Origin of the sequence: Actinosynnema sp. NPDC059335, assembly GCF_042752395.1 — a bacterium.
Taxonomy (GTDB): Bacteria; Actinomycetota; Actinomycetes; order Mycobacteriales; family Pseudonocardiaceae; genus Actinosynnema.
On record NZ_JBHYXZ010000131.1, the window covers coordinates 1 to 25,302 of the forward strand.

Sequence of the window (25,302 nt, forward strand, 5' to 3'; positions counted from 1 at the left end):
AAGTCCGTCGACGGCGCGGTGCAGGCCCTGGACAAGGGCGAGGTGCACCTGGTCAACCGGATGGGCCCGGCCCAGTTCGACTCCCTGGCCGACAAGCCCGGCATCACCCGCAACAAGGCGCAGGGCCGCCGCTTCAACGAACTGGTGATCAACTCCGGGGCCGCGACCCGCGACGGCACCCCCATCGGCGACGGCCACCCGGCGCTGAAGGACCTCGTGGTGCGCCGCGCGATCGCCCAGGCCATCGACCTGGACGCGATCATCGAACGGGTCAACGGCGGCTACGCCGAGCGCGGCACCGGCCCCATCCCGCCCGTGTTCCCCGACTACCACTTCAAGCCCCGCGAGGAGCGCCGCCACGACCCCGCGGCCGCCAACGCCGACCTCGACCGGGCCGGGTACGCGCGCGGCGCGGACGGCATCCGCGTCTCCCCGCAGGGCAGGCGGATGGAGCTGCGGCTGCTCGGGCACGCCAGCCGCGCCTACGACGAGCAGGCCGGCGAGTTCGTCAAGCGGTCGCTGGCCGACCTGGGCATCGCCGTGGACGTGCAGATCGTGTCGGACAACCAGCTCAACGAGTCCAGCACCGCCGGGACGTTCGACCTGGTGTTCTCCGGCTGGGGCACCAACCCCGACCCGGACTTCATCCTGTCGCTGCACACCTGCGGGCAGCGGCCCAACGCCGACGGCAAGGGCGGCACCACCGACACGTTCTTCTGCGACCCCGAGTACGACGCCCTCTACGCCCAGCAGCGCGCCGAGTTCGACCCGGCCAAGCGGCGCGAGCTGGTGCAGCGCATGCAGCAGCGGTTCTACGACCAGGTCCCGGCCGTGGTCCTGGGCTACGACAACGCGCTGGAGGCCTACCGCAGCGACCGGTTCTCCGGGTTCCCGGTGCAGCCCGACCCCGGCGGCGTGATCATGGCGCAGAACGGGGTGTGGGGCTACTACGGCGCGACCCCGGTCGAGGCCGCGGCGGAGTCGGGCCCGCGGACCGGCGTGGTGCTCGGCGTGGTCGGCGGCGCGCTGGTCGTGCTGGTGGGCGGCGTGTGGCTGCTGCGCCGCCGCGGCGGCCGCGCGGAGGACCGCGAGTGATCCGGCACCTGGCGGGCAAGGTCGGCGGCGCGCTGGTCAGCCTGCTGTTCGTGGTCGCGCTCGGGTTCCTGCTGTTCCGGGTGATCCCCGGCGACCCGGTCGTCGCCATGACCCGGGGCCGCCCGGTGACCGGCGACCAGATCGCCGAGCTGCGCGCGCGGCTGGGCGTGGACAAGCCGTTGGCCGAGCAGTTCGCGGACTACCTGGGCGCGGCGCTGCGCGGCGACTTCGGCACCTCCTACGTCTACAGCCGGCCGGTGCTGGAGCTGATCGGCGAGCGGCTGTGGCCGACCGTGCTGCTGACCGGCACCTCGACCGTGCTGGCCGTGGTGATCGGCCTGTGGCTGGGCATCCGGGGCGCGTGGCGGCGCGGGTCGCGGTCGGACCGGATCTCCACCGGCCTGGCGCTGGCGCAGTGGGCGATGCCGACGTTCTGGCTGGGCATGCTGCTGTCGCTGGCGACCGGCGACCTGTTCCCCAGCGGCGGCATGCGCTACCCGGACACCCCGCCGGACTTCCTGTCGCAGTCGCTGGACGTGGCACACCACATGGTGCTGCCCTGCCTGACCATGATCGCCGTCGTCTACGCCCAGTACCTGCTGGTGATGCGGTCCTCGCTGCTGGAGGAGATGCACGCCGACTACCTGACCACCGCGCGGGCGAAGGGGCTGCGTGACGACCTGGTGCGGCGGCGGCACGCGGTGCCCAACGCGCTGCTGCCGACCGTGACCCTGGTGTTCCTGCACCTGGGGCTGGTGGTGTCGGGCGCGATCACGGTCGAGACCGTGTTCTCCTGGCCGGGACTCGGCCTGCTGACCTACGAGGCGTTGACCGGCCCCGACCTGCCGCTGCTGCAGGGCACGTTCGTGGTGCTGGCGGGAGCGGTGATCACCATGAACGTGCTCGCTGACCTGCTCTACCGCGTCCTGGACCCGCGGGTGCGTGCGGCGTGACGGCCATCGCGTGGCAACGGCGCCGGGCCGCGGCGACGGCGACGTGGCGGGAGTTCGCGGCCCACCGCGGCGGCCTGGCCGGGCTGGTCGGGCTGGCGGTGATCGCCGTGCTGGCCGTCCTCGCGCCGCTGGTGACCGACCCGTCGGGGCTGGACGTGACGCGGGTGACCGCCAAGCCGTGGCAGCCGCCGTCGGCCGAGCACTGGCTGGGCACCGACCACAACGGGCGCTCGGTGCTGCTGCTGACCTGGTGGGGCACCCGGATCTCGCTGGTGGTGGGCCTGTCGGCGACGGTGTTGTCGGTGCTCATCGGCACCGTGGTCGGCATCGCCGCGGCGCACTTCGGCGGGTGGGTGTCGGCGGCGCTGATGCGGTTCACCGACTTCTTCCTGGTCCTGCCGTCGCTGGTGCTGGCGATCGCGCTGTCGACCGTGCTGCCGCGCGGGCTGGGCACGATCGTGCTGGCGATCGGCGTGACGGCGTGGCCCGCGACGGCCCGGCTGGTGCGGGCGCAGACGCTGGCGGTGGAGGCCCGGCCGTTCATCGAGCGGGCGCGGGCGCTGGGCGGCGGGCACGGGCACGTGATCGGCCGGCACGTGCTGCCCGCCGTGCTGCCGCTGGTGTTCGTGAACACGACGTTGACCGTGGCCAGCGCGATCGTCTCGGAGTCCACGCTGTCGTTCCTGGGCCTGGGCGACCCGACGCGGGTGTCGTGGGGGTCGCTGCTGCACCAGGCGAACATGCACGGGGCGGTGTCGCAGCGGGCGTGGTGGTTCCTGGTGCCGCCCGGGGTGGGCGTGGTGTGCGTGGTGCTGGCGTTCACGCTGTGCGGGCGGGCGCTGGAGACGGTGCTCAACCCGCGGTTGAAGGGGGAGCGGTGAGCGACCTGCTGCGACTGCGCGACCTGAGCGTGCACTACCGGGGGGCGCGCGGCGAGGTGACGGCCGTGCGGTCGGTGTCGCTCGGGCTGCGGGCCGGGCAGACGCTGGGCCTGGCGGGCGAGTCGGGCTGCGGCAAGTCCACCGTGGCGCTGTCGGTGCTGCGGCTGCTGCCGCGCGACGCCCGCGTCGAGGGGCAGGTGCTGCTCGACGGCGAGGACGTGCGGGGCATGTCGTGGGGCCGGCTGCGGGCCGTGCGGTGGGCGTCGGCGTCGGTGGTGTTCCAGGGCGCGATGCACGCGTTGAACCCGGTGCACCGGGTGGGCGCGCAGATCGCCGAGCCGATGCGGCTGCACGGCGTCACCGGCTCGGTGGCGGAGCTGCTGGACCAGGTGGACCTGCCCGCGCGGGCGGCCCGCGCCTACCCGCACGAGCTGTCCGGCGGGCAGAAGCAGCGGGTGATGATCGCGATGGCGCTGGCGTGCGAGCCGCGGCTGGTCATCGCCGACGAGCCGACCACCGCGCTGGACGTGGTGGTGCAGGCGCAGGTGCTGGACCTGCTCAAGCGGCTGGTGTCCGAGCGGGGCATCGGGCTGGTGATGATCAGCCACGACCTGTCGGTGCTGGCCTCGACGTGCGACCGGCTGGCCGTGATGCGGCACGGCGAGGTCGTGGAGGAGGGACCGGCGCGCCGGGTCATCGCCGAGCCGACCCACCCGCACACGCAGGCGTTGGCGGCGGCGTTCCCGACCGTGGGCGACCCGACGTCCCGGCACGTGTCGCCGGCCGAGACGGCGTCGTCGTCGCGGGGGCCGGTGCTGCTGCGCGCCGAGGGCGTGCGGGTGGACTTCGGCGCGACGAAGGCCGTGGCCGGGGTGGACCTGGAGGTGCGGGCCGGGGAGGTCGTGGCGCTGGTCGGCCAGTCCGGCTCGGGCAAGACCACCCTCGCCCGCACGCTGCTGGGCCTGCAACGCCCCACCGCGGGCCGGGTGCTGTTCGAGGGCGTCGAACTCCCCCGGTCCGCCGCGGGGCTGCGCGCCTACCGGCGGCAGGTGGAGCTGGTGCTGCAGGACCCGACCAGCGCGTTGAACCCGCGGCACACGGTGTACGAGTCGGTCGCCGAGGGGCTGCGGATCCACCGCGTGGCGGGCGACGAACGCGCCCGGGTCGCCGAGGCCCTGTCGCAGGCGGAGCTGCGGCCGCCGGAGCTGTTCTTCCCGTCGTTGCCGCACGAGCTGTCCGGCGGTCAGCGGCAGCGGGTGGTGATCGCAGGCGCGTTGGCGCTGGGACCCCGGCTGCTGGTCGCCGACGAGCCGGTGGCGTCGCTGGACGCCTCCGTGCGCGGGGAGATCCTGGCGCTGCTGCTGCGGCTGCGCCGCGAGCTGGACCTGGCCGCCCTGGTCATCACCCACGACCTCGGGCTGGCGTGGGCCATCGCCGACCGGGTCGCGGTGATGTACCGGGGCGAGCTGGTCGAGCAGGGCACGGTGGAGGAGGTGCTGCTGTCACCGCGGCACGACTACACGCGCACCCTGCTCGCCGCCGTGCCTCACAGCCAGCGCAGCACCCGCCCGAACTGGACCAGCTCGCCGTAGTACTCCGGGCGACGCGCGCCCAGGGCCAGGTCGAGCAGCGGCTTCGCGCCCTCGGCCGGACTGGCCGCGCCGCTCATGTCGGCGAACCAGGGGCGGGAGGCGTCGGTGTCGATGAGGCCGGGGCAGACCGCGGCGATCAGCGTGCCGGACGCGGCGTCGGCCTCGCGGCGCTGCGCGGCGACCGCCCGCACGGCCGCGACCTGGCCCACCTTGGACGGGATGTTGATCCAGTCCGGCCACCCCTCGGCCCCCGCCGTGCCGTTCACCACGGCGTCGCGCCAGGCGAGCATCGTGGCGTCGACCTCCTCCAGCGACCGGCCCTCGAACCGGCTGTGCAGGTGGGGCGGCAGTTGGCGCAGGGTGCCGAAGGAGCTGGCCACGATCAGCAGCGCGCCGCCGGGGCGCAGGACCGGGAGGAACGAGCGCAGGATGTGGGTGGTGCCCAGGTTGTTGGTCTCGACGAACGGCACGACCTGCTCGCTGTTGGCCGCGCCGGGGCTGAGCCGTGCGGCGGCGTTGGAGAAGACGGCGTCCACGCCGCCGTGGCGTTCGGCCAGCTGCGCCGCGAACCCGGCGACGGCGTCCCCGTCGCGGACGTCGAGCACGTGGGTGCGGATGGCGGGGTGGTCGATCTTCGCGGCGGCCTCGTCCACGCGACCGGCGTCGCGGCCGGTGAGGTAGACGACGTCGTCGGCGGAGGCGCGGTGCGCCAGGCCCTCGGCGAGGGCGTAGCCCAGGCCCTGGTTGGCGCCCGTGACGATGGAGATGCGGCTCATGGTGCTCATGATCGCGCGCCCGAAGGAACCGATCGGTTCCTCCCGTGCGGTGTGCTGACCTGCACTTTTACCGTGCCGCCGGTGCACGATCGGGTGAAGTCGGCTGCGGGATCAAAAAATACACTGTTATCATTGCCGTGGAACGTCGGGAGAAACAACGAGGCCCGCGACCGACCCACCCCCTACCTCCACCCCGCCCCCTGTCCCACCGTCCACGCGGCGCGCTGGTGCCGGCGCCCACGGCTTCCGCGGTGGCGGTGCCGGTGGTCGCGGCGTGCACTCCGGGCCGCGCGCCGCCGTGCCCGCCCGCGTCCGGCCGTGCCCCCGCCTGCTCGCTACGCCGGTGTCGGCAGAACGCACGATCGTCGGGAAGCGGCCGGCTCCGCGTGGCGCGCGTGGTCACGCGACGGGACGCTCGGCGCTCACCGCGTGCGCCTGACCGGCACCCGCCGCCACGGCATGCGCCCCCACCGCGCGCGGCCCGGCGGTGCGCGAGTCGGCGACGTGCGCCGGGAGCGTGCCCGACCCGGCCGTGGGTGACGCGGCCGTGCGCGGCCCGCCGGGACGTGACTCGGTGGGCCGCGCCGCGACGGCGTGCCGCTGGGCTGCGTGGTGATCGGGCGTGTGCGGCTCGGTGTCGTCCGAGTCCGACGAGAGCGCGTGCTGTCGGGCGTCGAGCAGCTCGCCGGTGTGCTCCTCGGCCCAGGCGGCCAGGGCGCGCACCGGCGTGAGCAGCGACCGGCCGAGGTCGGTCAGGTCGTGCCACCCGTCGACGCTGGTGAGCAGGCCGTTGCCGCGCAGTCGGGCCAGCGTCTGGGTGAGCATCTTGTTGCTGATGCCGCCGATCCGGTCCAGCAGCTCCCCGTAGCGCAGCGGCCCGTCGCCGAGGGCCACGACGACCACCACCGACCAGGTGTGCCCGACGACCTCCAGCGTGGTGCGGGCGGGGCAGTCGGCGAGGAACACGTCGAAGTCGCTCACACCGTCACAGATACCGCTTGAGCTCCCGCTTGGCCAGCGACATGCGGTGCACCTCGTCGGGACCGTCGGCCAGGCGCAGCGTCCGGGCCGAGGCCCACAGCTCGGCCAGCGGGAAGTCCTGGCTGACGCCGCCGGCACCGTGCGCCTGGATCGCCTTGTCCAGCACCCACTCGGCCATCAGCGGCGTGCCGATCTTGATGGCCTGGATCTCGGTGTGCGCGCCCTTGTTGCCGACGGTGTCCATCAGCCACGCCGTCTTGAGCACCAGCAGCCGGGCCTGCTCGATCCGCACCCGCGACTCGGCGATCCACTCCTGGACCACGCCCTGGCGCGCGATCGGCCGGCCGAACGCCACGCGCGAGACGGCACGGCGGCACAGCAGCTCCAGGGCGCGTTCGGCGATGCCGATCAGCCGCATGCAGTGGTGGATGCGGCCGGGGCCGAGGCGGGCCTGGGCGATCGCGAAGCCCTCGCCCTCGCCGGCGATCAGGTTGTCGGCGGGCACGCGGACGTTGTCGAAGACGATCTCGGCGTGCCCGCCGTGCGAGGCGTCGGTGTAGCCGAACACGTGCATGCCGCGCTTGACGTGCACGCCCGGCGTGTCGCGCGGCACGAGGATCATCGCCTGTTGGCGGTGCCGGTCGGCGTCGGGGTCGGTCTTGCCCATCACGATGAAGATCGCGCAGTTGGGGTTCATCGCGCCCGACGACCACCACTTGCGGCCGTTGACGACGTACTCGTCGCCGTCGCGGACGATGCTCGTGGCGATGTTGGTGGCGTCGGAGGACGCCACGTCCGGCTCGGTCATGCAGAACGCGGACCGGATCTCGCCGTCGAGCAGGGGGCGCAGCCACTGCTCCTTCTGCCGCTCGGTGCCGAACATCGCCAGCACCTCCATGTTGCCGGTGTCCGGCGCGGCGCAGTTGAGCGCCTCGGGCGCGAGGTGCGGGCTGCGGCCGGTGATCTCGGCCAGCGGCGCGTACTGCAGGTTGGTCAGCCCGCCGCCGTGCTCGGGGTCGGGCAGGAACAGGTTCCACAGCCCCTGCCTGCGCGCCTCGGCCTTCAGCTCCTCCAGCACCGGCGGCCGCGCCCACGGGTCCTCCGCCTCCCGCAGCTGCCGCTCGGCGACGGGTTCGGCGGGGTAGACGAACTCGTCCATGAACCGCAGCAGCTTCTCCCGCAGTTCCTCGGTCTTGGCGTCGTAGGCGAAGTCCATCAGTGCTCCCCTGAGGTGGCGGCGAGTCCCTGCCGGACCAGCGGCAGGGTGAGGTGGCCGATCTGGTCGAACCCCGCTCCGACGGTCTGGCCGTGGGTGAAGCGGTAGTGGATGCCTTCGAGGATCACGGCGAGCTTGAAGTAGGCGAACGCGGTGTACCAGGCGAGCCCGCCGGTGTCCGCGCCGCTGCGTTCGGCGTACCGGCGCACCAGCTCGTCGGCGGTCGGGAACCCGGGCAGCGTCGGCACGGTGCCGGTGATCGGGTCGTCCTCGCGCGCGCCGATGCCGTTCCAGTACACGCACAGCAGCCCGACGTCGGCGAGCGGGTCGCCCAGCGTGGCCATCTCCCAGTCGAGCACCGCGCTGATGTCCAGCGGATCCGCGGTGACCAGGACGTTGTCCAGCCGGTAGTCGCCGTGCACGATCGTGGCGCGGGCGGAGTCGGGGACGCTGCCCGCGAGCCGGTCGCGCAGCTCGTCGATGCCGGGCAGGTCACGGCTGCGCGACGCGTCGAGCTGCTTGCCCCACCGCGCCACCTGGCGTGCGAGGAAGCCGTCGGGTCGGCCGAAGTCGGCCAGGCCCACGTCCGCCGGGTCGACGGCGTGCAGGTCGGCGAGCACGTCGACCAGCCGTTCGGCCAGGGCGCGTGCCTTGTCCGGGGTCAGCCACGGGCACTGGTCGCGGTGCCGCAGCGCCGCGCCGGGCACCTCCTCCATCAGGTAGAACGGCGCGCCGATGACGTCGGGGTCCTCGCACAGCAGCTCGACCCGCGGCACGGGGACGGCGGTGTCGGCCAGGGCGTTGATCACCCGGTGTTCGCGGGACATGTCGTGCGCGGTGGCCAGCACGTGCCCCAGCGGCGGGCGGCGCAGCACCCAGCGGCGCTCGCCGTCGGTGACGCGGTAGGTGAGGTTGGACCGGCCGCCGGGGATGAGTTCGCCGGTCAGCGGGCCGCTGCCCAGGTGCGTGGCGAGCCGGTCGAGGTCCAGGCCCGGTAGTCCGGTCATGCGGCGGCTCCCCTGAGCTGGGCGATCACGGCGCGGGTGGTGTCGGCGTCGGTGTGCCGGTGGGCGTGCAGGCCGACGGCGCGCGCCGCTTCCACGTTGACCGGCGCGTCGTCGAAGAACACGCACCGGTGCGCGGGCAGGCCGATCTGGTCGAGGGTGTGCCGGAAGATGCGCGGGTCCGGCTTGCGCAGCCCGATCCGGCCGCTGATCACGATCGTGTCGAACAGCTCCAGCAGCAGTTCCTCGGGGTAGCCCTCGCCCCAGCTGTTGGACAGCAGCACGGTCCGCAGGCCGTCGGCGCGCAGTTCGCGGACCAGGTCGACCATCTTGGGGTCGGGGTGCGCGCTGCCGAACATGCGCCGCAGCAGGCCCTTGGACGCCACCTCGCGGCCGTCGAGCGTGGTCAGTTCCGCGGCCAGGAGCGCTTCGAACTCGGCGGGCGTCAGCTCGCCGGTCTCCAGGCGCGCGACCGGCGTGTCGGGGGCCGCGTCCCGGCCCATCCAGGTCCGCATGGTGCGGCCGTAGCGGTCCCGGTCGATGTTCTCGGAGGTCAACCAGTCCTCGATGAAGGCGGGCACCGAGACGGTGAGCACGCCGCCCCAGTCCAGCACCACCGCGTCGATGCGCCGTTCGTCCACGTCGCGAGGGTACCGACCGGTCGGTATGCCAGCAAGCGCGTGGGGTGCACGGCGTGCGCGGAGGCGGGTGGCGGCGGTCGGGCCGGGGTGGGTCCGGGCCGGTCAGGTGGGTTCGGGGACGGCGTTGCGCAGCCGGATGCCGCTGAACCCGAGCGTGCCGGCGGTCACCCTGCGCCAGAACGGCCACAGGTTGGCGGTCAGTCGCAGTTCGATCCCGGCTTCCTCGTGCAGCGCCAGGAGGTCGCCGACCGGTTCCGGTGGGCCGAGCGGCTCGACCGGTCGGGTGGCCACGTGGGCGTGGGGCGGGTCGCCGAACGGCCGGAACGGTCCGGCGGCGAACCGGTAGGCGTACAGGCGCGCGGTGCTGAACTCGGGCAGCCGGCGGTACTCGATCGCGTGGACCCGGTCGACGCCCAGCCACTCCCGGTCCTCGGCGCTGGTGGTGGGCAGCACCCAGGCCAGGACGCGCGGGCACTCGCGGGGGAACCAGTAGTCGGGGGCGCGGTCGTGGTCGACGGCCCACACGTAGGCCTCGGGTTGACGTGCCGTGGCCGCGACGTGCGGTTCGAACCAAGCGATGGTCGGGTCTTCGGAGAAGTGCAGCACTTCACCGGGCTTCGGTCGCACGAGCGCCGATCCTGGCGGACACCGGTCGACCCGGGCCACCGGATTTCACCGGCCGCGGTCACCCGGAGCCGCACGGCCGGTCGGTCTCCGGGATTCGTGCGCCGCACTCGGCGTGTGCGCGCACGGCGAATGCCGCGGACGCGGACCCGGGTACCCGGACTCGCGCGGTTCCGGCGTCGGGCGGGATTCGACGTCGGGACGGTCGGCGGTGGCGCGGTCGGCGGTGGGGACGCCGATATCCCGGACCGCTGCCCGTCGGGCAGCCGAGTGCCCATGACAAGCACCGTGCCCCGCGACGGGCGACGTACGCCGGGCCTACCCGCCGTAGACCCGGCGCACGTCCTGGTATCCGACGGCGTCGGTTGGCTCAGGCGTTGATCTCCTTCGGCGAGCCGTCGGTCTGGCCAATGGCGATCTTGCGCGGCTTCGCCTTCTCCGCGACCGGGATGCGCAGCGTCAGCACGCCGGCGTCGTAGTCGGCCTTGATCCGGTCGACGTCGAGCGAGTCACCGAGGAACAGCTGGCGGGAGAACACGCCCAGCGGGCGCTCGGAGGCCTGCATCTCGACGCCGTCGGCGCGGTTGGGGCGACGCTCGGCCTTGACCGTGAGCACGTTGCGCTCCACGTCGAGGTCGATCGCGTCCGGCGTGACACCGGGCAGGTCGAACTCCACGACGAACTCGTCCCCGGCGCGGTAGGCGTCCATGGGCATGGGGGTGGGTCGCGACCAAGTGCCCGGCCCGGTGAAGAACTGCTGCGCCAGTCGGTCCAGCTCACGGAACGGGTCGGTGCGCATCAACATGGGGAACACCTCCTGGTTGTCGGTCAATGCGCTGCTCAGTGCGCTGCCGAGTCAGTTGTACCACGTCGTCATCCCGTTGACAAGATGATCCGTCGTCAGTAAGTTGACGTCATGGCGATCGGGGATTACGAGACCATCCGCGCGGCGGCCACCGGGGACGACCTGAGTCCCGGGCAGGTGTTGTCCGCGTTGGTCCTGCTGCGGCGGTTGCGCGACGAGCTGGCCGGGTGGGAGCCGCAGCTGATCGCCGCGGCACGCGAGCTGGGCACGAGCTGGGCGGAGCTGGCGCCGGCGCTGGGCGTGGCGAGCAGACAGGCGGCCGAGCGCCGGTACCTGCGGCTGCGGCCGTCGGAGCCGGGCGCGACGGCCGAGGGTCGGGTGCGGGCGGAGCGGGACAGGCGCGCGGGTGATCGCGCGGTGTCGCAGTGGGCGCGGGAGAACGCCGCGGCGTTGCGCAGCCTGGCCGGGCAGGTGGGCCGGATGGACGTCGTGGTGCGGGAGGCGTTGGCCGGTGACGACGCCGGGGCGTTGCTGGAGCCGTTGATGGCGGCGTTGGGCAAGGTGCGCGCGACCCACCCGGAGCTGGCCGAGGAGATCCGGGCCGTGGGCGAGCGGGCGGAGGAGGTGCGGCGCGACACTCAGCTCTTGCGGGACAATCCGACGCTGCGCGACAAGCGGTGAGGCCACGCCGACCCCTCCGGCGTACTCGGGACGGGTGGTGACGGTGAAGCGGGAACGGGCACTGCGGCAGGCCCGCACCGCCGCCGGCCCACGGTGTCGGGCGGCACGGTGTCGGGCGGCGGTGCAGGTGCACGGCGTCGGGCGGTGTGCCGGGCCTCGGCGGAAGGCGGCTGCCGCGCCGGCGGCGCACGGGGCGGCGAGCGCTCGGACGTTGCCGAGGTGGCCGGAACAGAGGGCCAGGCACCCGAGGCGCGGCTCGGTGCGCCGGCAGGTTGGGCGCTCGAACTCGTGCTGCCCGCCGTGCCGGTGAAGGGACGTCGGCCGCCTGACGTGCCGGCGAAAGGGCGTCGGCCGCCCGGCATGGCGACGGAGGGTTGTCGGGTGCTCGGCGTGCCGGCGGATGGCCGTTGGCCGGTCGGGCGCTCGGCCGTGTGCTGCCCGACTTGCCGGCAGAGGGGTCGTCGGCGGGCCAGGGGTACGACCTCACGCGGCCCGGTGCGCCGGCTGGGGCAGGCCGGCATGGCGGGGTCGGTGCGGGAAACGGGGTGCGCCGGGGGTGCCGCGCCGGCAGGGTTCGGTCGGTGGACCCATCGACGGCAGCCTCGACGGCGGCACCTTCGATCATGGCTCTGGCCGACCTGGCGACACCCATGGCCATCCGCGTGGCCGCGACGCTCGGCCTGGTCGAGAAGGCGGGTACGGCCGGGGCGACCGCGGCGCGGTTGGCATCCGAGACCGGGACGTCCCCGCTGGCCCTGCGCCGCCTGCTCGACCACCTGGTGACGGTCGGGGTGTTCGACCTCGACCGCGAGTCGGGCCGGTACCGCCCGACGAGCCTCGGTGGCCAGATGGCCGAGGACGCGCCGGAAGGCGTCAAGCCGCTGCTCGACATCACGGCCGCCGGAGGCCGTGCCGAGTTGGCGATGGTCGACCTGCTGGACGCGGTCACCACGGGCCAGCCCGCCTATCCGCACCGGTACGGGCGGGGTTTCTGGGACGACCTGGACGCCGAACCGCGGTTGCGGCGCTCGTTCGACGCCCAGATGGCGTGGCGGTTCCGGACCCGGGCGGCGCGGATCGCCGAGTCCTTCGACTGGGGCCGGTTCGGCGAGGTCGTCGACGTGGGCGGCGGGGACGGGCTGCTGCTCGCGGCGATCCTGCGGGCACATCCGGGGGTGCGCGGCCGGGTGCTGGACCTGGCCCCGGCGGCGGCCGCCGCAGCCGGGAGGTTCGCGGCGGAGGGGTTGGCCGACCGGGCGGGCGCGGTGGCGGGCAGCTTCTTCGACCCGCTGCCCGCGGGGGCCGACGCGTACCTGCTGTCCGACATCGTGCACGACTGGGACGACGACCAGGCCCGCAGGATCCTCGACGGGTGTCGTCGGGCCGCCGCGCCGGACGGTGTCGTGGTGGTGGTCGAGCCCGTGTTGGGCGACGGTGTCGGCACCGCGATCGACCTGTCCATGCTGGTGTGCTTCGGCGGCCGGGAGCGGACGGTCGGGGAGTTGGTCGCGTTGGCCGCCGACTGCGGGCTCGTGCCGGTCGGGCGGGTGTCGGTGGCGGACGGGCGCACCGTGCTGGAGTTCCGGCCCGTGCCGCTCGACGGCGACCCCACCGGCGGGCAGGCCGACCGACAGGGGCCGGACCGGCGGCGACGCGGCGGTCGTGGCGGACGGGGAGGCGGACGGGGATCGGCACCCGGACGGGGGCGGTGAGCGGTGGCACCGGTGAGGTGACCGCTCACGCGTCCACGGTCACCTCACCGGTGCCGCCGTCGATCCGCACGGGCACGCCCAGCGGCACGGTGAGCTGGCCCTCGCAGTGCCCGAAGCGGGCGTCGGCGACGATCGGCACGCCGAGCCCGCCGAGCCGGTCGGCGAGCACGGCGGTCGGGTCGCCGCAGCGGGTCCACGACCCGAGGACGAGCCCGGCGACCCGGTCGAACCAGCCGGCCCGCAGCAGGCCGGTGAGCATCCGGTCGAGCCGGTAGGGGTCTTCGTCGACGTCCTCGAGCAGCACGATCGCGCCGGGCGGCGGCGGCGCGTCGAGCAGGCTGAGGGTGCCGCCGACGGCGGTCCCGCGGGCGACGCCGGGCGCCATGCCGACGCCGCGGTAGGACGTCACGCCGCCGAACAGCGCGGCCCGCAGCCGTTCACGGGCCTCGGCGTCCTCCACGAACGCCCGGGTGCCGACCATCGGCCCGAACCAGGTGGCCAGGCCGTGCGCCTGGAACCGCTCGTGCAGCACGGTGGTGTCGCTGGAGCCGACGAACACCTTGCGGTGCCGGGCCAGGGCGGTCCAGTCGACCAGGTCGACCATGCGCAGGCTGCCGTAGCCGCCGCGGGCGCACAGCACCCCGGCCGTGGCCGGGTCGAGCCAGGCCCGTTCCACCGCGCGGGCGCGGTCGGCGTCGTGGCCGGCGAGGTAGCCCAGCGCGGGGTGGGTGTCCAGGGCGTGGGCGTCCACCCGCACGTCCAGGCCCCACTCGCGCAGCCGGGCGACCCCGGCGTCGAGGAGGTCCGGCGGGCACGGCCCGGCCGGGCTGACCACGGTGACGAGGTCGCCCGGCCGCAGCAGCGGCGGCGGGCCGGAGGTCACCGGCGCAGTTCCAGCACCGGCACGCCCCCGGGCGTGAACCCGAAGACCTGCCCGTAGAACGACAGCTCGGCCTCCAGCGCGGCGACGATCGTCTCGGCCTTGCGGAACCCGTGCTGCTCGCCCTCGAAGGTGAGGTAGGCGTGCGGGATGCCGGTGCCGTCCAGCGCGCCCGCGAACCGGTCGGCCTGCTCGGGCGGGCAGATCTCGTCCTCCAGCCCCTGCAGCAGCAGCACCGGCCCGGCCAGCCGGTCGACCCGGTGCGCCGGGGACCGCTCGGCGTAGCGGTCGGCGGCGGCGGGCCACGGCCCGACCAGGCCCTCGACGTAGCGGGACTCGAAGTCGTGGGTCTCGCCGCCCTCGGCGGTCCAGCCGGCCAGGTCGAGGATGGGGTAGGACACCATGCCGCACCGGTAGGTCTTGACCGAGGTCAGCGACGCCGCCGAGGTCCAGCCCCCGGCGCTGCCGCCGCGGATGGCGAGCCGGTCGCCGTCGGCGGTGCCCTCGTCGGCGAGGGCCTGGGCGACGGCGGCGCAGTCGTGGACGTCGACCACGCCCCACTGCTCGCGCAGCCGTTCCCGGAACGCGCGGCCGTAGCCGGTGGAGCCGCCGTAGTTGACCGCGACGACGCCGATGCCGCGGCTGGTCAGGTAGGCCAGCTCGGCGTCCAGCAGCGGCGAGGACCGGCCGGTGGGTCCGCCGTGCACGTGCACCACGTAGGGCGGTTTCTCGTCGTCGGGCCCGGCGAAGTCGGGGTTGCGCGGCGGGTAGACGTAGGCGGGCACGTCGCCGTCGGGGCCGGTGAACACGCGTTCCTCGGGCACCGGCAGGTAGTCGACGGGCGGGGTGGCGCCGCCGTCGGTGTGCCGGGTCAGCTCGCCGGTGGACAGGTCCAGCGACACCACCGCGGTCTCGGTGAGCGGTCCGCCGGCGCCGCTGACCAGGACGCCGTCGTGCACGGCCAGGTGCGCCTGCCAGACGGGCAGGTCCACGTCGACGTCGGTGACGGTGCCGCTGCGCTCGTCGAGCACGGCCGGCCGGCCCGACCGCAGCACGGCGTGCCGGCCGCCGCCGATCGGGGCGAACCACCGGTTGCCCAGCCGCCACATCGGCCCGCCCAGCTCCTCGGCGCACGGGGCGAGGTTGCGGGCGGTCCCGTCCAGCTCGACGCGGAACAGGTTCCACCAGCCGTCGGGGTCGGTGAGCGCGAGCAGCGCGTCGCCGTCCCACTCGACCTGGCACACGGCCTCGGTCGGCCCTCCGGCCAGCACGCGGTGCCCGGGGGACCCGACCTCGGCGACGCACAGCTCGGTGCCGTCCCACGGCATGCGGGGGTGGTCCCAGCCGATCCAGGCGAAGTGGCGGCCGTCGGGCGAGAGCCGGGGGCCGGTCATGAAGTGGTGGCTGGCGGCGAGGCCCCTCGGCGGGGAGCCGTCCAGCGGGAGGGCGACCAGGTCGCGGCGCACGTCGGTGCGGGCGTCGCCGGTCACGGTCTCGCGCACGCACCACACCTCGGCGTGGCCGGGTCCGGCGGTGAGGTCGGCGTAGCGGTGGCCGTGGTGGCGGTCGGGCTCGGGGCTGATCGGCACGGGCCGCGGGTCGTCGGGGTCGAACAGGTAGACGCGCTGGTCGTCCCAGTTGGTGAACGCCACGCGCGTCCCCTCGGGGGTGTCCAGCACGACCCACGGCCGGCCGCCGTTCTCGTGGACGCGGTTGCGCACGTTCCACGGCGGCGGCAGCAGGTCCCGCCCGTCGCGCACCAGCGCGACCCGGCCGCCCTCGGCGGGGCGTCCCTCGGCCCACCAGGGGCGACCGTCGTGCAGGTCGACCCAGTGCAGGCCCCCGCCGGCCGCGGCGGCGTCGGCCGCGCCGATGGGCGATGTCCACGTTCCGTACGGTGCGATCGTCACCACGCCGCCGACCCTATCGGGGGCCGCGGCGGCCCGGTCGGCGGCGACCGATCGGCGGGTCGTGTTCGCCGGTCGGTGAAAAGGGAGGGGCAGGGCTGCCGATCTTGCTCGCGTGGCCTAGGGTCGTTGGTGTCATGGCACGGGTCATCCACGTATTCCGCCAGCCCGACCGGTTCGTCGCCGGCACCGTCGGGCAGCCTGGCGAGCGCACGTTCTACCTGCAGGCCTCGGAAGAGGCGCGGCTGGTCAGCGTGGCGCTGGAGAAGCAACAGGTCGCCGTACTCGCCGAGCGCATCGGCTCGCTGCTGGAGGAGGTGCACCGGCGGTTCGGCGCGGAGGTCCCCGACGCGGTCCCCGAGGACCTCCGGGACACCGAACCGCTGGCGGTGCCGGTCGAGGAGGAGTTCAAGGTCGGCACGATGGGGCTGGGCTGGGACGCCGAGTCCCGCGCGGTGGTCATCGAACTGCTCGCGATCACCGACGAGGAGGTCGACGAGGCGGTGGTGCTCGACGACACCGAGGAGGGTCCGGACGCGGTGCGGGTGTTCCTGAGCCCAGTGGAGGCGCGGGCGTTCGCCGAGCGCGCGGACCGGGTGGTGCGGGCGGGCCGCAAGCCGTGCCCGCTGTGCGCGGAGCCGCTGGACCCGGAGGGGCACGTGTGCCCGCGGCAGAACGGCTACCGCCGGTCGGACGAGGGCTGAGCACGGCGGTGGGCCCGGCGGACGAGGGGGTGCTCGACCTGCTGCGGCGGGGCCGCATCGAGGTCGAGGGCCGGTTGGTGGACGCGTCGAACGCGACGCTGTTCTGCCGGATCGGCCTGGAGGGCGTGACCGCGCAGTGCGTGTACAAGCCGGTGCGGGGCGAGCGGCCGCTGTGGGACTTCCCCGACGGCACGCTCGCGGGCCGGGAGCTGTCGACGTTCCTGCTGTCGGAGGCGGCGGGGCTGCACCTGGTGCCGCCGACGGTGCTGCGGCCGGGTCCGTTCGGGCCGGGCATGGTGCAGTTGTGGGTGGACACCCGCGAGGACGACGACCTGGTCGACATCGTGCCGGTGGACGACGTGCGGCCGGGGTGGCGTCCGGTGCTGCGCGCGCACGACCGGTACGGGGAGCCGGCGGTGCTGGTGCACGCCGACCACCCGCGGGTGGCGTTGATGGCGGCGTTCGACGTGGTGGTCAACAACGCCGACCGCAAGGGCGGGCACGTGCTGCACGCGGCCGACGGCGCGGTGTACGGGGTGGACCACGGGATCTGCCTGCACAGCGACGACAAGCTGCGCACGGTGCTGTGGGGCTGGTTGGGCGAGGCGCTGCCGGGCGAGGCGGTGGAGGCGTTGCGGCGGCTGCGGTCGCGGCTGGACGGGCCGTTGGCGCAGGAGCTGCACGAGCACCTGACGCGCGCGGAGGTGCGGGCGTTGACCGAGCGGCTGGAGAAGCTGCTGGCGGCGGGGGTGTACCCGGAGCCGTCCGACGACTGGCCGTCGATCCCCTGGCCCGCGTTCTGACCGGTGTGACCCGGTCGGGTCGGATCGGCGGGGGATCTTCTGGCGGCGCGGCGCCGTGGGGTGTACTTGCCGCGTGGACGTCGAACTGCGCGAGGTGACCGCGGCCGACGTGCTGCTGTTCTTCGACCACCAGCGCGACCCGGAGGCGGTGCGGATGGCCGCGTTCACCCCGGCGGACCCGTCGGACCGGGCGGCGTTCCTGGTGCGGTGGGCGCGGATCCTGGCCGACGAGTCGGCGGTGGCGCGGACGGTGGTGTTCGACGGCGAGGTCGTGGGGCACGTGTGCCGGTCCACCCGGTCGGGCCGGCCCGAGGTGACGTGCTGGATCGGCCGCGAGCACTGGGGTCGGGGGCTGGCCACGGCGGCGTTGGCGGCGTTCCTGCGGCAGGAGCCGCTGCGGCCGGTGTACGCGCGGGCGGCGGTGGACAACGTGGGGTCGCTGCGGGTGCTGGACAAGTGCGGGTTCGTCGCGGTCGGCGAGGACGTGGCGTTCGCCGAGGGCCGCGGCGGGGACGTGGAGGGGTTCATCCTGAGGCTGGACCGGTGACGACGCTGGAGCGGCGCATGGCGCGCCGGTTCGGGCCGGGCGTGCGGTCGTGGCTGGACGGGCTGGACGCGCTGGTGGCGGGCCTGTGCCGGGACTGGGGCCTGCGGGTGGTGCGGCCGTTGTCGGGCGGCACGTCGCACGCGCTGTGGTGCGAGCGCGACGGCGAGCCGGTGGTGCTGAAGGTGACGCCGGAGCCGGCGCTGTCGGTACGGGAGCACGCGGCGCTGCGGGCGTGGGAGCCGTCGCCGCGGCTGGTGCGGGTGCTGGCCGCGGACCCGGCGCGGGGCGCGCTGCTGCTGGAGGGCCTGGCGCCGGGCACGCCCGCGGCGGACGGACCGGGCCTGGCCGACGTGCTGCGCGCCCTGCACATCCGCCCGCCGGAGGGGTTCCCGCCGTTGTCGGAGCGGGTCGACTTCGTCTTCGGCCTGCTGCGCCGCCGCCACCCCGGCGACCACGACGCGGCGCACGCGCGGGCGGCGGCGCTGGCCCGCGACCGGGTGCCGGCGACCCTGCTGCACGGCGACCTGCACTTCGGCAACGTGCTGGACGCGGGCGAGCGGGGGCCGGTGGCGATCGACCCGCGGCCGTGCGTCGGGGACCCGGCGGTGGACGCGGTCGACCTCGCCTACGCCTCGCCCGACCTGCGGGACGGGATCGAGAGGTGGTCGGCGGTGGTGGACGGCGACCGGTTGGCGGCGTGGTGCGAGGTGTTCGCCGGGTTCTTCCCCGACCACCCGTCGGTCGCGGGCCGGTCGGGGCCGCCGGGCCGGTAACGTCGCCGGCCGTGCGATCACACGACTACGGCCGCGACGTGCTGTCGGGCCGCAAGCGCAGGACGGTGCCCGAGGTGGTGGCCGAGGTGGGCCTGGTGGCGGAGGACCCGGCGTCGGGGTTCTGCGGCGCGGTGGTGCGGTTCGAGCAGGACCGGGTGGTGCTGGAGGACCGGCACGGCGCGCGGCGGCTGTTCCCGCTGCGCCCGGCGGGGTTCCTGGTGGACGGGCGGCCGGTGACGCTGGTGCGGCCCGCGCCGAGGGCCGCGGCGCCCGCGCGGTCGGCGTCGGGCTCGGTGCGCGTGGAGGGGTTGCGCGCCCGCACCGCCCGCGACAGCCGGATCTGGGTGGAGGGCCTGCACGACGCGGAGCTGGTGGAGCGGGTGTGGGGGCACGACCTGCGCGTGGAGGGCGTGGTGGTCGAGCCGCTGGACGGGGTGGACGTGCTGGCCGACCGGATCGCGGGGTTCGGCACCGGACCGGGGCGGCGGCTGGGGGTGCTGGTGGACCACCTGGTCGAGGGCAGCAAGGAGTCGCGGCTGGTCTCCGCGATCCGTGACGAGAACGTGCTGGTCACCGGGCACCCGTACGTGGACGTGTGGCAGGCGGTGAAGCCCGCGTCGGTGGGCATCGCGCAGTGGCCGCGGGTGCCGCGCGGGGTGCCGTGGAAGGAGGGGGTGTGCGCGGCGCTGGGCTGGGGCGAGCCGCACGAGGGGTGGCGCCGGGTGCTGGCGGGCGTGTCGGGGTTCCGGGACCTGGAGACGCCGTTGATCGGCGCGGTGGAGCGGTTGATCGATTTCGTGACCGAGCCCGGGTCGGCGTGAATCGCCCCACCGCGGGCCGCGGAAGTGCGAGGATGGGGTCGTGGCCGCGCTGATCTGGTTGGTCCTCGGTGTCGTCCTGGTGGCGGCCGAGGTCCTGTCGGGCGATTTCGTGCTGGTCATGCTCGGTCTGGCCGCGTTCGGCGCGGCCGGGGCGTCGGCGTTGGGCGCGGACGTGGTCGTCAGCGCCATCGTGTTCGGCGTGGTGTCGTTGGGGCTGGTGGCGGGCGCGCGGCCCGCGATCAAGCGGCGGATGGCGCTGGGTTCCGGGCACAAGTCGGGCGTGGAGGCGCTGGTCGGCAGCACCGCCGTCGTGGTGTCCACTGTGGACGGGCACGGGGGTAGGGTGCGGATCGGCGGCGAGGTGTGGTCGGCGCGGTCGTTGGACCGCGAGGTCATCGAGCCCGGCGCCGAAGTCACTGTCGTCGAGATCTCGGGCGCGACCGCAGTGGTGCTGTCCGGGGCCTGAGTGGAGGCTGGAGAGTTGACCACCACGCTGATCGTCATCGCGGTCCTGGTGTTGTTCGTGCTGATCGTCATGGTCAAGTCGGTGCTGGTGATCCCGCAGGCCACGGCCGCGGTGATCGAGCGGCTGGGCCGGTACCGCACGACCGCGGCGCCGGGGCTGAACATCCTGGTGCCGTTCTTCGACCGGGTGCGGGCGCGGATCGACCTGCGCGAGCAGGTGGTGTCGTTCCCGCCGCAGCCGGTGATCACGCAGGACAACCTGACGGTGTCGATCGACACGGTCGTGTACTTCCAGGTGACCGACCCGCGGGCGGCGGTGTACGAGATCTCGAACTACATCGTGGGCGTGGAGCAGTTGGCGACCACGACGCTGCGCAACCTGGTGGGCGGGATGAGCCTGGAGGAGACGCTGACCTCCCGCGACCAGATCAACAACCAGCTGCGGGGCGTGCTGGACGAGGCCACGGGCCGCTGGGGCATCCGGGTGGCGCGGGTGGAGCTGAAGGCGATCGACCCGCCGCCCTCGATCCAGGACTCGATGGAGAAGCAGATGCGCGCCGACCGGGAGAAGCGCGCGATGATCCTCAACGCGGAGGGCCAGCGGGAGGCGGCGATCAAGTCCGCGGAGGGGCAGAAGCAGGCGCAGATCCTGTCGGCGGAGGGCGCGAAGCAGGCGGCGATCCTGGGCGCGGAGGCGGAGCGGCAGTCGGCGATCCTGCGGGCGCAGGGTGAGCGGGCGGCCCGCTACCTGCAGGCGCAGGGCCAGGCGAAGGCGATCGAGAAGGTGTTCGCGGCGATCAAGGCGGGCCGGCCGACGCCGGAGGTGCTGGCCTACCAGTACCTGCAGACGTTGCCGCAGATGGCGCAGGGCGACGCGAACAAGGTGTGGCTGGTGCCGTCGGACTACGGCAAGGCGTTGGAGGGGTTCGCGCGGATGCTGGGCGCGCCGGGCGAGGACGGGGTGTTCCGCTACGAGCCGCCCGCGCCGGAGGAGCCCGCGGCCGCGCCGGAGGAGGACGACCCGGCGGTGGCGGACTGGTTCGACACGGCGCCGGACCCGGCGGTGGCGGAGGCGGTGCGGGCGGCGGAGGCCGTGGCCCGCAAGGAGGTGCCCGGTCCGTTGGGGCAGCCCGCGGTGGAGCGGGGCGAGCCGGGGCGGGACGCGCTGGGCGCGGGTCCGGGGTCGGGGTCGGGTCGTGAGTTGGGGTTGGGCGAGGGGCCCGGTCCGGTGGCGGAGCCCGGTGCGGGCGGGGTGGAGCCGCGGGGGTGACGGGCCGGTCGTGATCTTGGCCGCAGCGGGAGGGGCGTCGGGGTGGTTCCCGGTGCCCCTTTCCCGTGGTCGCGGCGGGTGATCACGGGACGGGCGTCCGGGTGGGCGTCGTGGGGCGGGTGGTCGGTGCGGTTGGATGTCGCGGTGGACGCTTTACCCGGTCGTGCGGAGGCCGTGCTGGCCCGTGTCGACGTGCCGTGGTCGCGGCGGTGGTCGGAGCTGGCGGAGATCGTGGCCGAGCTGTCGCGGCGGGTGCGTGGCGGTCCGGGCGCGGTGGCGGTGGCGCGGGAGCTGGCCGAGGTGCTGGTGAGGGCCGCGCAGGGCGGTGGGCAGCGGGCGGCGTGGGCGGCGCTGGTGGAGCGGGTGCTGGACCTGCACGCGGTGGCGTGCGCGGCGGAGCCGCCGGACGGGCGGGAGCTGGCGGCGTGGCTGCTGTGGTTGCAGACGGGGTTCGCCGAGCCGCCGGAGGTGCGGTTGGCGTCGTACGCGGCGGCGTTGGGCGAGGACGGGTTGGCGTCCTACCGGGCGGAGGCGGTGGCGCGGTTCTCGCGGCTGCCGGTGATCGGGTTCGGCGCGACGGGCCGTTACGACCGGGAGCGGTGGGCGTTGCTGCGGGTGATGGAGGAGCTGGCCGAGCACACCGGTGACGTGGACCTGCAGGTGTTGGTGCTGTCGAAGGACCTGTCGTCGGGGTGGCACTACCTGCAGGTGGCGACGGTGCTGCGGGACGCGGGCCGGTCGGGTGAGGCGTTGGACTGGGTGGAGCGGGGTCTGGAGGCGACGGGGTGGCGTGGGGCGGCGGCCCGGTTGGCGGACCTGGGGGTGGACGAGTGCCTGCGGGCGGGGTGGGTCGAGCGGGCGGTGGGGTTGCGGCGGCGGGCGTTCGTGGCGTCGCCGTCGGTGGCCGCTTACACGCGGTTGCGGGCGGTGGCGGTGGCGGCGGGTGTGTGGGCCGCGGTGCGGGAGGAGGTGTTCGCCGAGGTGGCCGGTGGTGGGGCGGACGAGGTGTTGTGGGAGGTGCTGGCGGTGGAGTCGGAGTCGGTCGGGGCGGCGGGTGGTCCGGTGCCGGGGTGGTTGCGGCGGTTGCGGGCCGATCTGGAGGGGCGGGCGGCGGGTTCCGGGCGGTGAACTCGGGTGTCCCGAACGTAGGACTCGCGCGTTCCGGACGTAGGACTCACGTGTTCGGAACGTAGGACTCACGCGTTCCGGAGGTAGGACACGCGTGTTCGGAACGTAGGACACGCGGGGGTCAGGTGTAGGCGGGTGGGCGGCGGTCGGTCCAGGGGTGGGCGCGTTCCAGTTGGCCGGCGGCGGTGAGGATGGTGCGTTCGCCGTCGGGGCGGGCGATGAGCTGCACGGACAGCGGCAGGCCGGTGCGGGTGCGGCCGGCGGGGACGGCGGCGGCGGGGTTGCCGGTGATGTTCCACAGGGGCAGGAACGTGGTCATGCGGGCGGCGGCGAGCAGCGCGGCGAGGGTGGGGCGGCGGTCCCACTCGCCGACGCGCAGCGGCGGCCGGGTGATCACGGGGGTGAGCAGCAGGTCGTGGTCGTCGAAGATCCGGTTGGCGCGTTCGGTCAGGGCGGTGGTGCGGGCCAGGGCGGCGCGCACGGCGGGCGCGGGCAGCGCGCGGCCCAGGGCGGCCACGGCGCGGGTGCGGGCGTCGAGCCGGTCGGGTCGGTCGAGGTCGGCTTCGCCGGTGGCGGCGCTGTGCAGGTAGCGGGCGGCGAACGCAGCGGGTCCGGAGAGGTCGCGCAGGTCGGGGTCGACGCGGGAGACGTCGTGGCCGAGGTCGGCGAGCAGGCCGGCGGTGTCCAGGACGGCGTCGCGGACCTCGGGGTCGACGGCGATGCCGGGCCCCCAGGGGCGCAGGGACACGGCGATGCGCAGCGCGCGGGTGTCGGTGACGGCGGTGGCGTGGTCGTGGCCGGGCGCGAGGACGTCCAGGAGCAGGGCGGCGTCGGCGACGTGCCGGGTGATGGGCCCGGCGGCGACGAGGCCGTGCCAGACGTCGCGGTCGGGGGTGAGCGGGACGAGGTCGCGGCGTGGTTTGAGGCCGAACAGGCCGGTGCAGGCCGAGGGGATGCGGACCGAGCCCGCGCCGTCGGTGCCGACGGCCGCGCCGACGAGCCCGGCGGCGACGGCGGCGGCGGACCCGCCGCTGGACCCGCCGGGCGAGTGGTCGGGCGACCAGGGGTTGCGGGTGGCGCCGGCCCAGGTGGACTCGGTGTAGGGCCACAGGCCGAGTTCGGGCATGCGGGTGCGGCCGACGACGACGGCCCCGGCGGCGCGCAGGCGGCGGACGATCTCGGCGTCGGCGGGCGCGGTGGTGTCGACGGCGGCGGTGCCCTTGGTGGTGGGCAGGCCGGCCAGGGCGATGTCCTCCTTGACCGCGACGGGCACGCCGAGCAGGGGCGCGTCCTCGCCGCGGGCGCGGCGGGCGTCGGCCCGGTCGGCGTCGGCGAGGGCGCGGTCGGCGAACACGAGCCGGAACGCGTTGAGGCGGCGGTCGTGCCGGTCGATGCGGCGCAGGCATTCGGTGACGAGGTCGCGGGCGGTGAGCGCGCCCGATCGCACCAGTTCGGCCTGTCGGGCGGCGCCCGCGAAGCACGCGTCGGTCAGGTCCATGCCCGGACTGTAGGGCAGGGACGGGGTCGGAGTGGATCAGCCTCGGGGTGTCGTGGTGATCGGGCGGGGGCGGTGGCGCCGGTGGCGGGTCGCGCGGTGGACGAGGACGGCGAGCAGGAGGAGGGGCCAGGGGAAGGGCAGCGGTGAGGCGATCCAGGCGGCCGTGGCGATGATCAGCAGGACGGGGAGGAGGGGTGGTCGGGGGCGTTCGGGCGGTGGTGGTTGGTGAGGGGTGGGGAGGTCGGCGGTGAGGGCGGCGAGGTCGTGGAGGTGGACGGCGGTGTAGGCGGCGGTGATGCGGTCGTCGGCTTCGGCGAGGGTGAGCCGGCCTTCGCCGACGGCGTCGCGCAGGCGGGCGGCGGTGTGGTCGCGGTCGGTGTCGGAGGCCCGCACGGGTGGTGTGCCGGGTCGTGTGTCGGCGGGTGTGTCGGGTGGGGTGTCGGCTGGTCGCATGGTTCCGATGCTCCACGTGGCCGGTCGTCGCGGCGTCGGCCACGAAGCGGTGACGCGGAGTACGTCCGCGGACGTAGGCGGTGGGGGCATGATCGGGGGTATGTCGTCGTGGCTGTGGCCCGTGGCGGTGGCGCTGGTCATCGTCTGGATTGGCGTGCGTCATGCGCGCGCGTCGCGTTCGGAGACGTTGTTGGACGAGCACGCCCGGCGGCGGGTGGGGCCGGACCCGGCGGGACCGCCGCCGGCGGTGTCGGTGTGGCGGGAGGCGAACCGGCTGTTCCGGGCGGGCGAGGAGGAGGGCTTGCTGCTGCTGGCCGAGATCGGCAGGCAGGCCCCCAAGCGGCGGCAGGCGGTGGTGACGACGTGGTTGGCGGCGTTGCGGGGCGGGGTGAGCCGGGGGTTGGACGCGCCGTGGCGCACGGCGGTGCAGCGGGAGCTGGTGTCGCACCTGCGGCCGGGTGACGATTTCTGGCCGGGGATGGACGTGGTGGCGCCGGGGGCGATCCTGGTGGACTTCGACCTGTCGGGGTGCCGGGTGAACCGGGTGGACCTGATGGGGGCGGTGTTCCTGGGTGACGCGCGGTTCGAGGCGATGACGGTGACCGGTGACGCGAACTTCGCGGGGGCGAGGTTCCTGCGGCACGCGGTGTTCACGGAAGCGTTGTTCGCGCGGTCGGCGTCGTTCGGGTTGGCGGTGTTCGCGGGGAACGTGTCGTTGCGGTCGGCGCAGGTGGCCGATCAGTTGGTGTTCGCGCGGGCGAAGGTGTCGGGGCGGGCGGACCTGCGGCGGGCCGAGGTGTCGGGGCGGGCGGATTTCCGGCACGTCCGGTTCGGCGGGCGGGCGTTGTTCGCCGATGTGGTGTTCCACCAGGACGCGTGGTTCCGGCACGCGTGGTTCCGGGGGCGCACGGATGTGGGGTCGGCGTTGATCGGGGAGGCGGCGGAGTTCGGGAGTGCGCGGTTTGGGCGTCGGGTGATGCAGTGAGGGTGGGGGTTGGTTGGGGTGGGTTGTGGTGAGGTGGTGAGGTCCGGCCCGATTTGACACGGGGCCCTTACGAGCGCCCCGAGCAGGCCAAAGCCGGCAGGCCCGGC

The 25,302-nt window shown here is 74.7% G+C and carries 26 protein-coding genes; 15 read left to right on the top strand and 11 right to left on the bottom strand.

Annotated features, from left to right (window positions below; translation table 11 throughout):
• From ACFXGA_RS30705 to nikE, 4 genes are all read left to right on the top strand, one after another.
• A partial coding sequence (locus ACFXGA_RS30705) for an ABC transporter substrate-binding protein (protein ID WP_378093905.1) occupies positions 1 to 1,095 on the top strand: 1,095 nt, incomplete at its 5' end.
• The gene (locus ACFXGA_RS30710) at positions 1,050 to 2,048 is read left to right on the top strand and encodes an ABC transporter permease (RefSeq protein WP_378093907.1); all 999 of its coding nucleotides are present in this window, start codon (positions 1,050 to 1,052) and stop codon (positions 2,046 to 2,048) included. The genes ACFXGA_RS30705 and ACFXGA_RS30710, both read left to right, overlap by 46 nt.
• Positions 2,045 to 2,929 (top strand): ABC transporter permease, encoded by an 885-nt coding sequence (locus ACFXGA_RS30715; RefSeq protein ID WP_378093909.1) that lies wholly within the window; start codon positions 2,045 to 2,047, stop codon positions 2,927 to 2,929. Before ACFXGA_RS30710 ends, ACFXGA_RS30715 begins: the two co-directional genes overlap by 4 nt.
• Positions 2,926 to 4,521, top strand: coding sequence for a nickel ABC transporter ATP-binding protein NikE (gene nikE / locus ACFXGA_RS30720; RefSeq protein WP_378093911.1), 1,596 nt, complete (start codon positions 2,926 to 2,928; stop codon positions 4,519 to 4,521). The genes ACFXGA_RS30715 and nikE overlap by 4 nt, the downstream gene beginning before the upstream one ends.
• Here nikE and ACFXGA_RS30725 read toward each other — a convergent pair.
• The 7 genes from ACFXGA_RS30725 to ACFXGA_RS30755 form a co-directional block, all read right to left on the bottom strand.
• Positions 4,476 to 5,297: an SDR family NAD(P)-dependent oxidoreductase gene (locus ACFXGA_RS30725; RefSeq protein WP_378093913.1), complete on the bottom strand. Its 822-nt coding sequence runs from the start codon at positions 5,295 to 5,297 to the stop codon at positions 4,476 to 4,478. The genes nikE and ACFXGA_RS30725 overlap by 46 nt on opposite strands.
• Positions 5,298 to 5,696: 399 nt before the next feature.
• Positions 5,697 to 6,278, bottom strand: a complete 582-nt coding sequence (locus ACFXGA_RS30730; protein WP_378093915.1) for a winged helix-turn-helix transcriptional regulator — start codon at positions 6,276 to 6,278, stop codon at positions 5,697 to 5,699.
• A gap of 4 nt (positions 6,279 to 6,282) precedes the next feature.
• Positions 6,283 to 7,494 (bottom strand): acyl-CoA dehydrogenase family protein, encoded by a 1,212-nt coding sequence (locus ACFXGA_RS30735; RefSeq protein ID WP_378093917.1) that lies wholly within the window; start codon positions 7,492 to 7,494, stop codon positions 6,283 to 6,285.
• Positions 7,494 to 8,501: a phosphotransferase family protein gene (locus tag ACFXGA_RS30740; RefSeq protein ID WP_378093919.1), complete on the bottom strand. Its 1,008-nt coding sequence runs from the start codon at positions 8,499 to 8,501 to the stop codon at positions 7,494 to 7,496. The genes ACFXGA_RS30735 and ACFXGA_RS30740 overlap by 1 nt, the downstream gene beginning before the upstream one ends.
• Positions 8,498 to 9,139, bottom strand: coding sequence for an HAD family hydrolase (locus ACFXGA_RS30745; RefSeq protein ID WP_378093922.1), 642 nt, complete (start codon positions 9,137 to 9,139; stop codon positions 8,498 to 8,500). The genes ACFXGA_RS30740 and ACFXGA_RS30745 overlap by 4 nt, the downstream gene beginning before the upstream one ends.
• Before the next feature lie 102 nt (positions 9,140 to 9,241).
• Entirely contained in the window at positions 9,242 to 9,766 is a 525-nt protein-coding gene (locus ACFXGA_RS30750) for a DUF6886 family protein (RefSeq protein WP_378093924.1), read from the bottom strand.
• 367 nt (positions 9,767 to 10,133) lie between these two features.
• The gene (locus ACFXGA_RS30755) at positions 10,134 to 10,568 is read right to left on the bottom strand and encodes an Hsp20/alpha crystallin family protein (protein ID WP_378093925.1); all 435 of its coding nucleotides are present in this window, start codon (positions 10,566 to 10,568) and stop codon (positions 10,134 to 10,136) included.
• A 111-nt stretch (positions 10,569 to 10,679) separates the two neighbouring features.
• Here ACFXGA_RS30755 and ACFXGA_RS30760 point away from each other — a divergent pair, with 111 nt between their 5' ends.
• Together ACFXGA_RS30760 and ACFXGA_RS30765 are read left to right on the top strand one after the other, a co-directional pair.
• The gene (locus ACFXGA_RS30760; RefSeq protein ID WP_378093927.1) at positions 10,680 to 11,249 is read left to right on the top strand and encodes an HSP18 transcriptional regulator; all 570 of its coding nucleotides are present in this window, start codon (positions 10,680 to 10,682) and stop codon (positions 11,247 to 11,249) included.
• A 623-nt stretch (positions 11,250 to 11,872) separates the two neighbouring features.
• Positions 11,873 to 12,961, top strand: coding sequence for a methyltransferase (locus tag ACFXGA_RS30765; RefSeq protein WP_378093929.1), 1,089 nt, complete (start codon positions 11,873 to 11,875; stop codon positions 12,959 to 12,961).
• Positions 12,962 to 12,986: 25 nt separating this feature from the next.
• Here ACFXGA_RS30765 and ACFXGA_RS30770 read toward each other — a convergent pair whose 3' ends face one another.
• Positions 12,987 to 13,844, bottom strand: coding sequence for an LD-carboxypeptidase (locus ACFXGA_RS30770; protein ID WP_378093931.1), 858 nt, complete (start codon positions 13,842 to 13,844; stop codon positions 12,987 to 12,989).
• Positions 13,841 to 15,754 (bottom strand): prolyl oligopeptidase family serine peptidase, encoded by a 1,914-nt coding sequence (locus ACFXGA_RS30775; protein WP_378093933.1) that lies wholly within the window; start codon positions 15,752 to 15,754, stop codon positions 13,841 to 13,843. Before ACFXGA_RS30775 ends, ACFXGA_RS30770 begins: the two co-directional genes overlap by 4 nt.
• Before the next feature lie 131 nt (positions 15,755 to 15,885).
• Here ACFXGA_RS30775 and ACFXGA_RS30780 point away from each other — a divergent pair, with 131 nt between their 5' ends.
• From ACFXGA_RS30780 to ACFXGA_RS30815, 8 genes are all read left to right on the top strand, one after another.
• Entirely contained in the window at positions 15,886 to 16,452 is a 567-nt protein-coding gene (locus ACFXGA_RS30780; protein WP_378093935.1) for a DUF3090 domain-containing protein, read from the top strand.
• Positions 16,453 to 16,460: 8 nt separating this feature from the next.
• Entirely contained in the window at positions 16,461 to 17,255 is a 795-nt protein-coding gene (locus ACFXGA_RS30785; protein WP_378093953.1) for an SCO1664 family protein, read from the top strand.
• A 73-nt stretch (positions 17,256 to 17,328) separates the two neighbouring features.
• Entirely contained in the window at positions 17,329 to 17,802 is a 474-nt protein-coding gene (locus ACFXGA_RS30790; protein WP_378093937.1) for a GNAT family N-acetyltransferase, read from the top strand.
• The gene (locus tag ACFXGA_RS30795; protein WP_378093939.1) at positions 17,799 to 18,575 is read left to right on the top strand and encodes an aminoglycoside phosphotransferase family protein; all 777 of its coding nucleotides are present in this window, start codon (positions 17,799 to 17,801) and stop codon (positions 18,573 to 18,575) included. The genes ACFXGA_RS30790 and ACFXGA_RS30795 overlap by 4 nt, the downstream gene beginning before the upstream one ends.
• An 11-nt stretch (positions 18,576 to 18,586) precedes the next feature.
• On the top strand, positions 18,587 to 19,396 hold the full coding sequence (locus ACFXGA_RS30800) for a DUF3097 domain-containing protein (protein ID WP_378093941.1): 810 nt from the start codon (positions 18,587 to 18,589) through the stop codon (positions 19,394 to 19,396).
• Between the two features lie 40 nt (positions 19,397 to 19,436).
• On the top strand, positions 19,437 to 19,862 hold the full coding sequence (locus ACFXGA_RS30805) for an NfeD family protein (protein ID WP_378093942.1): 426 nt from the start codon (positions 19,437 to 19,439) through the stop codon (positions 19,860 to 19,862).
• Positions 19,863 to 19,931: 69 nt separating this feature from the next.
• Positions 19,932 to 21,131: an SPFH domain-containing protein gene (locus ACFXGA_RS30810; protein WP_378093955.1), complete on the top strand. Its 1,200-nt coding sequence runs from the start codon at positions 19,932 to 19,934 to the stop codon at positions 21,129 to 21,131.
• 78 nt (positions 21,132 to 21,209) lie between these two features.
• On the top strand, positions 21,210 to 22,259 hold the full coding sequence (locus ACFXGA_RS30815) for a hypothetical protein (protein ID WP_378093944.1): 1,050 nt from the start codon (positions 21,210 to 21,212) through the stop codon (positions 22,257 to 22,259).
• Between the two features lie 121 nt (positions 22,260 to 22,380).
• Here the strand turns inward: ACFXGA_RS30815 and ACFXGA_RS30820 are convergent, their stop codons facing one another.
• Together ACFXGA_RS30820 and ACFXGA_RS30825 are read right to left on the bottom strand one after the other, a co-directional pair.
• Positions 22,381 to 23,757: an amidase gene (locus ACFXGA_RS30820; RefSeq protein ID WP_378093946.1), complete on the bottom strand. Its 1,377-nt coding sequence runs from the start codon at positions 23,755 to 23,757 to the stop codon at positions 22,381 to 22,383.
• 36 nt (positions 23,758 to 23,793) lie between these two features.
• A complete protein-coding gene (locus ACFXGA_RS30825) occupies positions 23,794 to 24,210 on the bottom strand; it encodes a DUF1707 domain-containing protein (RefSeq protein ID WP_378093948.1) in 417 nt (138 codons plus the stop codon).
• Positions 24,211 to 24,310: 100 nt separating this feature from the next.
• Here ACFXGA_RS30825 and ACFXGA_RS30830 point away from each other — a divergent pair, with 100 nt between their 5' ends.
• On the top strand, positions 24,311 to 25,195 hold the full coding sequence (locus ACFXGA_RS30830; RefSeq protein WP_378093951.1) for a pentapeptide repeat-containing protein: 885 nt from the start codon (positions 24,311 to 24,313) through the stop codon (positions 25,193 to 25,195).
• The last annotated feature ends 107 nt before the right edge of the window (positions 25,196 to 25,302 follow it).